Below are 12,228 nucleotides of genomic sequence, written 5' to 3' on the forward strand. Positions count from 1 at the left end.
GATATATGTGATGCCCGCCCGTGAATCTGCGCTGTCCACCTACACATCGGGCGTCGAGCGATTGCTGGCGAGCTATCGTTGCATTCCGGCAACCGCCACCGTCCGGTTGGCCAAGCCCACCTCAAATCTGTTCCGCGCCCGCACCAAACGCGATGCCCCCGGCCTGGATACCTCCGGACTGACCGGCGTCATCGGTGTGGATCCCGATGCCCGCACCGCCGACGTGGCAGGCATGTGCACGTACGAGGACCTGGTCGCGGCGACGTTGCGTTACGGCCTGTCGCCGCTGGTAGTTCCGCAACTGAAGACCATCACCCTCGGCGGGGCGGTCACCGGCCTGGGCATCGAGTCGGCATCGTTTCGCAATGGCCTGCCGCACGAGTCGGTGCTGGAAATGGACATTCTCACCGGCGCCGGCGAATTGCTCACCGCATCCCCCGACCAGCACGCCGACCTGTACCGCACATTTCCGAATTCCTATGGGACACTGGGATATTCGACCCGCCTGCGAATCGAGCTGGAGCCGGTCAAACCCTTTGTGGCGTTGCGGCACATCCGATTCCACTCATTGGCCGAGATGATCGCGGCGATGGAACGCATTGTCGACACCCACGGACTCGACGGAGTCCCGGTGGATTACCTCGACGGAGTAGTCTTCGGCGCCGACGAGAGCTACCTGTGCGTGGGCGTGCGGACGACGACTCCGGGCCCAGTCAGCGACTACACCGGACAAGACATCTACTACCGGTCCATCCGGCATGGGACCGGAGTCAGAGAGGACCGGTTGACCATCCACGACTACTTCTGGCGCTGGGACACCGACTGGTTCTGGTGTTCCCGCGCGTTCGGCGCGCAGAACCCCCGGCTGCGGCGCTGGTGGCCGCGCCGCTACCGGCGCAGCAGCGTCTACTGGAAGCTGGTGGCGGTCGATCAGCGCTTCGGAATCGCCGACCGGATCGAGAAGCGCAGGGGACGTCCGGCGCGCGAGCGGGTCGTGCAAGACGTCGAGGTGCCCATCGGGCGCACCGGCGAATTCCTGGAATGGTTCCTAGGCAATGTGCCGATCACACCAATCTGGGTGTGCCCATTGCGGCTACGCCACCCGAGCGGGTGGCCGCTGTACCCGATCCAGCCGGATCGCACCTACGTCAATATCGGGTTCTGGTCATCGGTGCCGGTAGGTGCCACCGAGGGCGCGACGAACCGGGCGATCGAGGCGAAGGTGAGCGAACTCGACGGCCACAAGTCGCTTTACTCCGACAGCTACTACACCCGCGAGGAGTTTGACGAGCTCTACGGCGGGGAGTCTTACAGCACCGAGAAAAAGATCTACGACCCGGACTCGCGTCTACTCGACCTCTACGCAAAGGCGGTACAACGACGATGACAACGATCAAGGAGGCCAGCCGTCCCACAGCGGGGGGCAAGCTGACCATGGCCGAAATCCTGGCGATTTTCACCGCTCCCGGACAGCAGCCGCTCAAGTTCGCCGCCTATGACGGCAGCACTGCCGGACGTGCCGACGCGGCGCTGGGTCTGGAACTCACGTCACCACGCGGCATCACCTACCTGGCGACGGCCCCGGGTGAACTGGGTCTGGCCCGCGCCTACGTATCGGGTGACCTGCAGACTCGGGGCGTCCATCCCGGCGACCCGTATCAGCTGCTCAAAGCGCTGACCGACCGGGTGCAATTCAAGCGGCCGTCGCCGCGGGTGCTGGCCAATGTCGTGCGCTCGATCGGTGTGGAGAACCTGCTGCCGGTCGCGCCGCCGCCGCAGGAGGCGCCGCCCCGGTGGCGCCGGCTGGCCGAAGGCCTGCTGCACAGCAGGTCCCGTGACGCCGAAGCCATCCACCACCACTACGACGTCTCCAACACCTTCTACGAATGGGTGCTCGGCCCGTCGATGACCTACACCTGCGCGGTCTACCCGAACGCCGACGCGACGCTGGAAGAGGCTCAGGAGAACAAATACCGGCTGATCTTCGAGAAGCTGCGGCTACAACCGGGCGACCGGCTGCTCGACGTAGGGTGCGGCTGGGGCGGCATGGTGCGTTACGCAGCACGGCGAGGGGTCCATGTGTTGGGCGCCACGCTGTCCGCCGAGCAGGCCAAGTGGGCGCAACAAGCGATCCAAGACGACGGCCTCACCGACGTTGCCGAAGTGCGGCACTGCGACTACCGCGACGTGACCGAGACCGGATTCGACGCGGTCTCCTCGATCGGCCTCACCGAGCACATCGGCGTCCGGAACTATCCCGCCTACTTCGGCTTCCTCAAGTCGAAGTTGCGCACCGGCGGCCTGCTGCTCAACCACTGCATCACCCGTCACGACAACAAGTCGGCCCCATTCGCGGGCGGGTTCACCGACCGCTACGTCTTCCCCGACGGGGAACTGGCGGGCTCGGGACGCATCATCACCGACATCCAGAACGCCGGTTTCGAGGTGCTGCACGAGGAGAACTTCCGGCATCACTACGCGATGACGCTGCGCGACTGGTGCCGCAACCTCGTCGACCACTGGGAGGAGGCCGTCGCCGAGGTCGGACTGCCCACCGCCAAAGTATGGGGTCTGTACATGGCTGCATCGCGAGTGGCGTTCGAACACAACAACATTCAGCTGCATCACGTGCTGGCCGCCAATGTGGACCCGTGGGGCGAGGACGACCTGCCGCTGCGGCCCTGGTGGACTCCTTAGCGTGATCAGTCGCTAGTCGATAGGGCGGGCACCCAGTTCGCTGCGCAGCAGCTCGAGTGCCGCCTCTTCGGGGTCGCGGCGCGGCTCCGAGGGGTTATTGCGGCTGGCTTCCGCGAGCATACTTTCCTCTTCGTCTTCCCTGGGCTGAGCTGAATCAATTTCTGGCACAACCTCTTCCGCTTTTGCGGGCACCGAGGCCGCGACGGGCTCGGGTCCGCCCACCTCGCAGCGCACTCGCCAGGCGACCCCCAGTGCGTCTTTGAGTGCCTCGGCGATGACGTCGGCATTGCGCTGTTCGGACAAGCGCCGGGCCAGCGGCGCCGAATCGTGGGTCAGTACCAGCGTGTCGCCCTCCAGCGCGCGAACGGTGGCCCCCGCCAGCATCACCTCGGTGGTGCGGCTGCGCTGGCGCACCTTGTCGCGCACCGTCGGCCACATGGTACGAACGGCGGCTGCGTTGAGTTCGCTTGGCGCCGCGGCTGGTTCGGGAGCCGGCTCGAGCGCTGCCGGACGGCGCGCGGTGTCCGCTTGACCCCGCGGCGGTGCCGCAGAATCCGCCGGGCGCGCGGGCGTTGCCCGCGGCGGGGCCGCGGTGTCCGCTTGACCCCGCGGCGGCATCGCAGTGTCCGGTGTCTCTGCAGCGGCCGGAAGCGACATGGCCAACCGAGTTTCGATCCGCTCGACACGTTGGAGCAACGCGGATTCGGCGTCACTGGCCGACGGCAGAAGCAGCCGCGCGCAAATCACTTCCAGGAGCAGGCGCGGCGCGGTCGCGCCGCGCATCTCGCCCAGACCGGCCTGAACCACCTCGGCGTAGCGGGTCAGGGTCGCCGGCCCGATGCGGGCCGCCTGATCCCGCATCCGGTCCAGCACGTCTTCCGGGGCATCCACCACGCCACGCGATACCGCGTCCGGAACCGCTTGCAGGACAAGGAGATCGCGGAATCGCTCCAGCAGATCGGTGGCGAAACGGCGCGGGTCATGTCCGGCGTCGATCACCGATTCGACCGCCCCGAACAGTGCCGCCGCGTCGCCCGCGGCCAGTGCGTCGACCGCGTCGTCGATCAACGCCACATCGGTGGCGCCCAGCAGCCCCAGCGCTCGGCGGTAGGTCACGTGATCGCCTTCGGAGCCGGCCACCAACTGGTCCAGCACCGACAGCGTGTCTCGCGGGGAGCCGCCGCCGGCCCGGATCACCAGCGGGTACACCGCATCGTCGATGACGACGCCCTCTTGCTCACAGATTCGCCCGATCAGCCCGCGCATGGTGCGCGGCGGCAGCAACCGGAACGGGTAGTGATGGGTGCGCGACCGAATGGTGGGCAACACCTTTTCCGGTTCGGTGGTGGCGAAGATGAAGATCAGGTGCTCGGGAGGCTCCTCGACGATCTTGAGCAGCGCATTGAAACCGGCGGTGGTCACCATGTGCGCCTCGTCGACGATGAACACCCGGTACCGCGATTGCGCCGGCGCGTAGAACGCGCGGTCGCGTAGCTCTCGGGTGTCGTCCACGCCGCCGTGACTGGCCGCGTCGAGCTCGACCACGTCGATGCTGCCGGGCGCGTTGGGCGCCAGCGCCAGGCAGGACTCACAGACGCCGCACGGCGTGGCCGTCGGGCCCTGCGCACAGTTCAAGGAGCGCGCCAGAATGCGCGCTGACGACGTCTTACCGCACCCGCGCGGCCCGGAGAACAGGTACGCGTGGTTGATCCGGCCGGCTTCCAGGGCGATGGACAGCGGTTCGGTGACGTGTTCCTGCCCCACCACCTCGGCGAAGGTTGCCGGTCGATACTTGCGGTAGAGAGCCACGGTCAGCAGGCTACTCAGCTTGGGTGACTAGCGCCCGGCTGGGCATCGAGTGTGCTTTCACGGCATCGAGGGTGCACACCGGGCGGGATTTTCGCTGTCATGGCCGCCATGGACGCACAGCGGAAGCCCTGAGCGCACCGTCGACAACGTTGCGCTAGCTGCGAGCCAACAGCGCCTCGGTGGCAGCCAGCAATGCGCAGGTAGCCAGCCCGTCGACCGCGTTGCGCAGGTCGGGAAGCGACGGGAACGTGGGCGCGATCCGGATGTTCTTGTCGTCGGGATCCTTTCGATACGGGAACGACGCACCCGCTTCGGTGACCGCGATTCCGGCGTCCTTGGCCAACGCCACGGTGCGTCGGGCCGTTCCCGGCAGCACGTCGAGGCTGATGAAATAGCCGCCCTTGGGCTCCGTCCAGGACGCGATCTTGGAATCCCGGAGCCGCTGATCCAGGATCTCCAGCGCCAACTCGAACTTGGGCGCCAGTATCTGCTGGTGGCGCAGCATGTGCAGGCGCACACCGTCGGCGTCGCCGAAAAACCGCAGATGCCGTAGCTGGTTGACCTTGTCCGGGCCGATCGATTTCTTCCCGGCATATTGCAGATACCATGCGATGTTGCCCAGCGACCCGCCGAAGAAGCTGACACCAGCTCCGGCGAAGGTGATCTTCGACGTGGACGCGAAGACGTACGGCCGGTGCGGGTTGCCGGCCTTGGCGGCCAGTCCCAACACGTCGACCTGGCGGATGAAGTCATGGGTGAGGGTGTGCACCGCGTAGGCGTTGTCCCAGAACAAGCGGAAGTCGGGCGCCGCCGTGCGCATCAGGGCCAGCCGGCGAACGGTTTCCCAGGAATAGGTGACACCGGTGGGGTTGCCGAACACCGGCACCGTCCACATGCCCTTGATCGCGGCATCGGCGGCGACCAATTCTTCGATCAGGTCGACGTCGGGGCCGTCGTCGAGGATCGGGACCGGGATCATTTCGACACCCATCGTCTCGGTGATGGCGAAGTGCCGGTCATACCCGGGAACCGGACACAGGAACTTGACGCTCGGTTCGTCTTTCCACGGCCGAGGCGAATCGACGCCGCCGTAGAGCATCGAGAACGCGACCACGTCATGCATCAACTCCAGGCTGGAGTTGTTTCCCGCGATCAGGTTCTGCACCGGCATTCCGAGCAGCTCACCGAAGATGGCTCGCAGGGCCGGCAGGCCGTGCAGGCCGCCGTAGTTGCGGGTGTCGACGCCCTCCGGGTCGCGATAATCGTCTCCGGGCAGGCTCAGCAGCTGGTTGGACAGGTCGAGTTGCGCGGCGGACGGTTTGCCCCGGGTCAGATCCAGCGCCAGGTTCTTGGCCTGCAGCTCCGCGTAGGCCTGCTGATGGCGGTCATGCAGCGCTGCCAACTCGTCACGGTTGAGGGAATCGAACGACACCATGCGGCCCTTTCGCCATCAAACACCCTGAAAACCGTGACACCGTGGGTCATGCGGCAGGTCTTGATCGGGTTGCGTCACCCCTGACCAGAGGGGACCCCGCGCACCCGACAGAGCCCGTTGACCCTTGCTGCCTTCCGGCCCTGGGGGAGTTCACAGGATAGACGCCGCGCGGGGTCCAACGGCGAGTCTAGTACCCCGGCTGACGCGCTCGACGGCGGCCGCAGGACACCCGGCCCGTCCAGCGGCTACCATGTCGGCGGAGGATTCGCCTAGTGGCCTATGGCGCTCGCCTGGAACGCGGGTTGGGTTAATAGCCCTCGCGGGTTCAAATCCCGCATCCTCCGCCATGAGTCCGCAGCGCGGACACACACCGTGTGGGCCGGCCAGCTTGTGGGGCAACGTTAAGCTGACCAGTGCCAACCAGTATGAGGAGGCATATGCGCCGCAAGTGGGCCGTCGTTTGGCACGCGTCGTTTTCGATCGCCGCCGGCCTCCTCTACTTCTATTTCGTGTTGCCCCGCTGGTTCGAGCTGATGGGCGAGACCTCGCACGCATTGGGAACGACGCTGCGGATCGTGGCGGGCGCGCTGATCGGCCTGGCCGCACTGCCGGTGGTGTTCACCCTGTTGCGCACTCGCAAGCCGGAACTCGGCACCCCGCAGCTCGCGCTGTCGATAAGAACCTGGTCGATCGTTGCCCATGTGCTGGCAGGCGTGTTGATCATCGGCACCGCGATCAGCGAGATCTGGCTCAGTCTGGACTCCGCGGGACAGTGGTTGTTCGGGATCTATGGGGCCGCCGCCGCCATCGGGGTGCTCGGGTTCTTCGCGTTCTACCTGTCGTTTGTCGCGGAATTGCCGCCGCCGCCACCGAAACCGCTCAAGCCGAAAGCGACCAAGCAGCGGCGCATTCGCCGCAAGAAGCCAGCTGAGACCGAAGAGGCCGAGACCGAAGAAGGCGAGGCCGAAGAAGGCGAGGCCGAAGAAGAGGCCGAGGCCGCTGAAACGACCGAAGCCGAAACCCCAGCAACCGAAGATGAGCCGGCCGAGCCGGAAACCCCGGAACCTACGGCTGAGGTTGAGCCGGAGGTAACGGCCGAAGAAGCACCCGCGACCGAAGAGACTGAAGAGACCAAAGAGCCCGAAGAGCTCGAAGAGACTGAAGAGACCAAAGAGCCCGAAGAGACTGAAGCCGCCGAGGAGCCGCGGAGCGCGATACGTAACCGCCGCCCGACCGGCAAGACGTCCCACCGCCGCCGGCGCACCCGCACCCGCGGCGGGGTCACGGTCGAGGATTAGCTCAGCGCCGGCGAAGACGCTCCAGGTAGTCGGCGATCCCCTGCCGGGTCTGCTCGGCACCCCAGCGCCGGCGGATGCCGTCGTCGATGTCGCCGGATTCGCGCATTCGCACCACCGTGGGCGCCCGCAGTTGGATTTTGGTGTGCCGGTATGCCTCGGCCGGAATGTCGCCAAGGCTCGCTGCCTCCGCGACAGCCGCCTCGAGGACGCCCTCGTCGACGACGGCGTGCGCAAGTCCCCGTGCGACGGCCTCGCTCCCGAGGAACGTGCCGCCACCCAGCAGCACCTCCTCGGCGCGGTCGCCGCAGGCATAGCGCATCACCTCCAGCGCAGCGACCGGGAACGGCACGCCGACGCGCACCTCGGACGCCCCGATCTGGGCATCCGGACTGATCAATCGCCGGTCGCACGCGCAGGCCAGCACACATCCGCCCGCAATGGCGGCGCCGTTGATGGCGGCTACCGTCGGCCCCGGGTAGCTGAACAGCGCCTCGAACGCCTCCGACAGTGCCGGAATCAGTCGATCGGTGTAGCCGGCGCCGCCGTCCAGCACGCGATTGAGGTCCACGCCGGCACAGAACACCCGGCCGGCGCCGGTGACCACCAACGGGCCCTGCGACCGGCGGATGGCGTCGGTCAGCTCGCCGAGCAGCTCGACGTCGAGGGCGTTCACCCGCCCCGATGAGAGCGTCAACACGTGCACGGTTTCCAGGGTCTGGATGTCGATCACACTGACACTCCATCACCACGGATGGGCGGCCGTGCTTCCGGGTCCCTTCGATAGTTGGGGATAGTTGGGATCGGTAGCAGCCGATCGGATTTCTACTTGGTGCCATGCCGCCGCCGTCGGGGCGGCGCATGAGGGAAGGAACTCCAGTGAAACGTGTCATCGCGGCTGCGATTGGAACCATCGGCTGCGCCGCGGCCCTGGTGGGCTGCTCCAGTGGCGGCCACACGGCCAGCCCGGCATCGAGCGTCTCCACCGGCGGCGGCGGGACCCAGGTCCAGGTGGGCGGCACCGATCTTCCCGGCCTGAACCCCGCCTCGGTGACCTGCGTCAAGCAGGGCGGCAAGATCAACATCGGCAGCGGCTCCGCCGGTGGCCAGCAGGCGCTGGCGGTGGTGATGACCGACGAGGCGTCTCCGCGGATCGAATCGCTGGCATTGGTCGTCGACGGCAACGCCTTGTCCGTCAGCGACAACATGGGCGCCAAGGTGGGCTCGGCCAAGGTCGCGGTGGACGGCAAGACCTACACCATCACCGGCCAGGCGCAGGGCGCCGACTTGAAGAACCCGATGGCCGGAATGATCACCAAGGACTTCAACATCAAGGTGACGTGCGGCTAGTGCGGCAGCTCCCGGCCGGCGGACGTGCCTCCATGTCCGCCGGCCGGACTTATGATGCAGCCGTGTCGATTTCCGACGAGCTCGAACGCGCCCGGCGCCTGGCGTTCGCCGCCGACGAGGAGGGTGCCCGGCAGCTGCTGCTGTCCCTGATGCCGCGGATCGAGCAGGCCGATCGAGACGACCTCATGCTGGAGGTTTTCGCGCAGCTCGGCGAGATCTACCTGACCCGGACCGCGAATGACGGTGTGGACGAATGCATTCGGCGGATCCGCGACTGTGTGGCCAGCTACGCCGGGATTCTGGCCGGCACCATGCCCGAGGCCGCCGGTCAGGTGCGGATGTCCGACGCCGAGATCGCGCGGATGGTCTGCCGCTATTCGCGGCGCGCCCAGTTGCTGCACACCGGCCTGGCCGCGGCGCGCGGCGACCACGACGGTGCCCGGACGGAACTGGCGGAGTTGGCGGCGTTGGTCACGGACTCCGGCGACGCCTTTCCCGACCTTGCCGGCGAGGCCGCATCCCTGCTCACCCACGCCTGCATCATGTGCGCCGATGCACTCTGTGACGACGACCTGCATCCCAGATCGCTGCACTTGTGGGAGCAGGTACTTGACACCTTGAACCGGCCGGGCGGCCCCGGCGACGAGTATGCCGACTATCTGTGGGTGCGCGGGGCCACCGCATACGGCAGATTCTGCGTCGAGACCGGGCGCCTGTCGGAGGCCGAGCCGTGGCTGCGCCGGGCGGGCGCCCGGGCAGCGGCGAACGGATGGGAGTTAGCCTCGGCCAGAACGCAATTGGAGCTTGCCGCGGCCAGCTGGCTGGTCGGCGATCACGTGACGACCGAGCGCTTGGTCTCGCAAGCGCATCCGGTCATCGCCCGGTATGCGCGGGCGCACGACGTTGCCCGGTGCTGGCTGTACCTTGGCTTTACCCGGTTGGCAAGCGGCGCATTACAAGCCGCGGACGAATGCTGGGAGCACGCCGAACGGCATTGGCGCGAACTGGCTAAGCCGCTGCACCTGCACCGTATTCTGCTGCAACGCAGCTGGATACCGATTTTCTGCAGCCGCTTCGGCGAAGCGGTCGAGATGATCGCGCAGGCACGCGAGCTGCTCGACTCCTCACCACGCAGCAGTTGGCTGCAGTACGCTCAACTCGACAACCACCTGGGCACCGTGTGGCGGGCAGATGCGCTGGCGGACCTGGGCTTCGACAGCTCCGGTGACCCGGAGGAGACATTGCAGGAGACCGAGGCGCGGCAGGCCGACGGGCTCGGCATCTTGCAGGGCGAGGTCGGCACCCCGCAATACTGGCGCGCGATGACCAAGCTCGAGCAGGCCGCCGAGCTCAAGGTGCCCGCGGCGCTGGCGGTCGACTCGGTGCGCTATTCGATCGCCGACGCAGACGCGAGAGCCCGGTGGGCAGCCCATGTCTCGGCACCCATGCTGGCCGGCGCCTTCGCCGTCGCCTGGGAATGGGACAACAACAGACTGGTCAGCGAGCTGGTCGAATACCACAGCGCCAGAGGCACTTTCAACGCGGCGCCGGAGCGTCCGGCAATGGGCGAGTGGGCGTCGACCACCACTGCAACGGCGTTGGCCGACACCGAGCCGGAGCCGGCCCTCGCTGCAGGGGGTCCACCGGCGCCAACCGGTAACTCGCTGACCCGGCTTGGGCCGTTGCCGCCGTTGCGGATGGAGCCGGATGCCGAGCCGATCCTGGGTCACTATCGCGCACTGGCGTTTCAGCGATATGGTCGCGCCGTCACTGCCGCCGAACCCGCCTGGTCGACCTGGCCATGAGCGATTCGGGCCGGCTGACTCTGGTCCTGCGATACGCCGACGTCGGGATCGCCACCTACGCCAGCTTGCGGATCGTCGGCCAGCCGTCGAAAACCGTTGCCTGGGTGGTGGAAGAGCCGATTCTGCTGGCGGCTCTGGACGAACTCACCGACGCACTGCCGGAGCCGCGCGGCTCGGAGAGCCGGCGCGATGCCATCGAACGGGCACTGGCCACAGGTCCGTTCGCGACGCCGGATGCCGAACTGACGCTCGCCTACATCCTCGGTGTACTGCTGATCGGCGCACCGGGATGGCAGCTGCTGACGGAGTGCGTGTCGTCGCCGCGCCCGGTGCTGTTCGTCGCCCCCAGCGCCCGTCTGGCACGCGTGCCCTGGGGTCTGCTCGCGGTGCCGAAATCCGGGCCCAGCAAGGAAGAGCTGGTACGGGCCCGGCAGGAGGCCATCACCGCCAGCGGCCGGGCCGCCGCCCGCATCCCGTGGCAGCTGGCCGATATCACGGCGCACACCGACGGCTACCGGCTGATGGAGCTGGTCGACGTGCTGTTGGCGGTGCCGCAGAACATCGTCAATGCGCCGCGGGCACCGGCCGGCTGGGACGCCCGGCATGACGGTCCGCCGGTGCTGGTACTGGATCCCCGCGTCCCCGGGCAGCGGCCCGACTCCGCGCTGGGATCGGTGCTCGGCCGCCCGTCGGAGCACACTGCGCTGGCACGGCACTTTGCCGAGCTGATGCACCGCCGCGCGGTACTGCCGGCGGTCGACGCGGCGGTCGAGTTGTTCCGCCGCAGCGATGCCGACCGCAGGTGGCTAGCCGGCTTGCTGGCGCGAAGCCCGAGTCGACTCGTGTATGTCGGGCACGCGAGTTCGGCCGACAGTGATCTGGGCCGGGCCGACCGGGCCGCGCTGCACCTGGCCTGTCGGGCGGAGATCGCCGGCGATGCCGACGCGGTCGGCGAGCACCGGCCACTGACCGCGTCGGATCTGATGGTCCTGCGGTTGCCGATACCGCCACGGGTGGCGCTGCTGGCCTGCGCGTCGGGCGGCGACTACCGGTTCGACGAGGCTACCGGCCTGGTGGCGGCGATGATTCTCGGTGGGGCACAGCTGGTGACGGCCACCCTGTGGTCGCTTCCCACCACGGCCGCCTATCGCCAATTCGGGACCGCCGGTGACGATCTGGTCGACCCGATGGCCGACCCGATGGCCGACCCAATGGCCGAAGTCGTCGCCGCCGTGGACCGGGCCCACGAGAACGTCGACGCCGGATGCGCCGTCAATCGGTGGCAGCGCGACCAGATGCGACGCTGGCGGGCCGGAGACGTCACCGCCAGCCCGCTGTATTGGGCAGCCCTGGTCACTTTCGCGGTGGACGGCGCGCGCTGACGGTCACGCAACGCTCAGCCCGCGAGCGCGGACGGCCAGCACGTCGTCGGGCAGCGAAAGCGCTTCGCGGTCAGCGGGATCGAACGCCACCAGGACGACCAGGCCGGGACGCAACGCCGATTCGTCGGAGTCGTCGTCGCGCACCAGTCGGCCGATGAATGTGTCGCCGTGCACGCTGGCCACCTCGATCCAGATCTGGCGCTCCCCGACGCCGACCGCGCGCACGGTGCCCACCCCGACGGTACGGCTGTCTGCTGATGCCGGGCGGGAGCCGCGGGCGAGCCGGCCGACGAACACCGCCGTCGCCGCGGCCAGAGCAACACCGGTGAGGGCGAGCCACGACCAGTGAAACACCAGGTACAGCAGGGTGGTTGCGATCAGCGCGATCTCGGCGATGACGGCCGGCAGCTTCGACGTGTTCATGCCACCAGGCTCTGGCATGCGATCGGCTACCG

The 12,228-nt window shown here is 67.6% G+C and carries 10 protein-coding genes, 1 tRNA gene and 1 other RNA gene; 7 read left to right on the forward strand and 5 right to left on the reverse strand.

Annotated elements, in window-relative coordinates; genetic code table 11:
- Positions 1-10 precede the first annotated feature (10 nt).
- Together MKAN_RS12805 and MKAN_RS12810 are read left to right on the forward strand one after the other, a co-directional pair.
- Entirely contained in the window at positions 11-1,387 is a 1,377-nt protein-coding gene (locus tag MKAN_RS12805) for an FAD-binding oxidoreductase (protein ID WP_178131775.1), read from the forward strand.
- Entirely contained in the window at positions 1,384-2,697 is a 1,314-nt protein-coding gene (locus tag MKAN_RS12810) for a class I SAM-dependent methyltransferase (RefSeq protein WP_023368722.1), read from the forward strand. Before MKAN_RS12805 ends, MKAN_RS12810 begins: the two co-directional genes overlap by 4 nt.
- A 12-nt stretch (positions 2,698-2,709) precedes the next feature.
- On the opposite strand, the gene MKAN_RS12815 is transcribed toward MKAN_RS12810, so the two are convergent.
- The 3 genes from MKAN_RS12815 to ffs all read right to left on the reverse strand — a co-directional run bounded on the left by MKAN_RS12815 (position 2,710) and on the right by ffs (position 6,122).
- A complete protein-coding gene (locus tag MKAN_RS12815) occupies positions 2,710-4,506 on the reverse strand; it encodes a DNA polymerase III subunits gamma/tau (protein ID WP_023368723.1) in 1,797 nt (598 codons plus the stop codon).
- Positions 4,507-4,660: 154 nt separating this feature from the next.
- Positions 4,661-5,938, reverse strand: a complete 1,278-nt coding sequence (locus MKAN_RS12820) for an aspartate aminotransferase type Ic (RefSeq protein ID WP_099185017.1) — start codon at positions 5,936-5,938, stop codon at positions 4,661-4,663.
- Positions 5,939-6,025: 87 nt separating this feature from the next.
- Positions 6,026-6,122, reverse strand: an RNA gene (gene ffs / locus MKAN_RS29660) — signal recognition particle sRNA small type.
- Positions 6,123-6,199: 77 nt separating this feature from the next.
- Here ffs and MKAN_RS12825 point away from each other — a divergent pair.
- Positions 6,200-6,288: transfer RNA gene (locus tag MKAN_RS12825), tRNA-Ser, on the forward strand.
- A 90-nt stretch (positions 6,289-6,378) separates the two neighbouring features.
- Positions 6,379-7,239 carry a lipid uptake coordinator LucA gene (lucA, locus tag MKAN_RS12830; protein ID WP_023368725.1) on the forward strand — a complete coding sequence of 287 codons (861 nt, stop codon included), beginning with the start codon at positions 6,379-6,381 and terminating at the stop codon, positions 7,237-7,239.
- Position 7,240: 1 nt separating this feature from the next.
- Here lucA and MKAN_RS12835 read toward each other — a convergent pair whose 3' ends face one another.
- Positions 7,241-7,969 carry an enoyl-CoA hydratase/isomerase family protein gene (locus MKAN_RS12835; protein WP_023368726.1) on the reverse strand — a complete coding sequence of 243 codons (729 nt, stop codon included), beginning with the start codon at positions 7,967-7,969 and terminating at the stop codon, positions 7,241-7,243.
- Positions 7,970-8,148: 179 nt separating this feature from the next.
- Here MKAN_RS12835 and MKAN_RS12840 point away from each other — a divergent pair, with 179 nt between their 5' ends.
- From MKAN_RS12840 to MKAN_RS12850, 3 genes are all read left to right on the forward strand, one after another.
- Complete coding sequence (locus tag MKAN_RS12840; RefSeq protein ID WP_080674234.1) at positions 8,149-8,586, forward strand: lipoprotein LpqH; 438 nt, start codon at positions 8,149-8,151, stop codon at positions 8,584-8,586.
- Positions 8,587-8,648: 62 nt separating this feature from the next.
- Entirely contained in the window at positions 8,649-10,391 is a 1,743-nt protein-coding gene (locus MKAN_RS12845) for a hypothetical protein (protein WP_036394516.1), read from the forward strand.
- On the forward strand, positions 10,388-11,773 hold the full coding sequence (locus MKAN_RS12850) for a CHAT domain-containing protein (protein ID WP_023368729.1): 1,386 nt from the start codon (positions 10,388-10,390) through the stop codon (positions 11,771-11,773). The genes MKAN_RS12845 and MKAN_RS12850 overlap by 4 nt, the downstream gene beginning before the upstream one ends.
- Before the next feature lie 3 nt (positions 11,774-11,776).
- On the opposite strand, the gene MKAN_RS12855 is transcribed toward MKAN_RS12850, so the two are convergent.
- Positions 11,777-12,196: a hypothetical protein gene (locus tag MKAN_RS12855; protein WP_023368730.1), complete on the reverse strand. Its 420-nt coding sequence runs from the start codon at positions 12,194-12,196 to the stop codon at positions 11,777-11,779.
- Positions 12,197-12,228: the final 32 nt, after the last annotated feature.

This window comes from Mycobacterium kansasii ATCC 12478 (genome assembly GCF_000157895.3).
Taxonomy (GTDB): domain Bacteria; phylum Actinomycetota; class Actinomycetes; order Mycobacteriales; family Mycobacteriaceae; genus Mycobacterium; species Mycobacterium kansasii.

Bases quoted from the DNA above. Each gene is read 5' to 3' on its own strand.
- MKAN_RS12850 (WP_023368729.1), top strand. From the start codon at position 10,388: ATGAGCGATTCGGGCCGGCTGACTCTGGTCCTGCGATACGCCGACGTC.
- MKAN_RS12810 (WP_023368722.1), top strand. From the start codon at position 1,384: ATGACAACGATCAAGGAGGCCAGCCGTCCCACAGCGGGGGGCAAGCTG.
- lucA (WP_023368725.1), top strand. From the start codon at position 6,379: ATGCGCCGCAAGTGGGCCGTCGTTTGGCACGCGTCGTTTTCGATCGCC.
- MKAN_RS12805 (WP_178131775.1), top strand. From the start codon at position 11: ATGCCCGCCCGTGAATCTGCGCTGTCCACCTACACATCGGGCGTCGAG.
- MKAN_RS12855 (WP_023368730.1), bottom strand. From the start codon at position 12,196: ATGAACACGTCGAAGCTGCCGGCCGTCATCGCCGAGATCGCGCTGATC.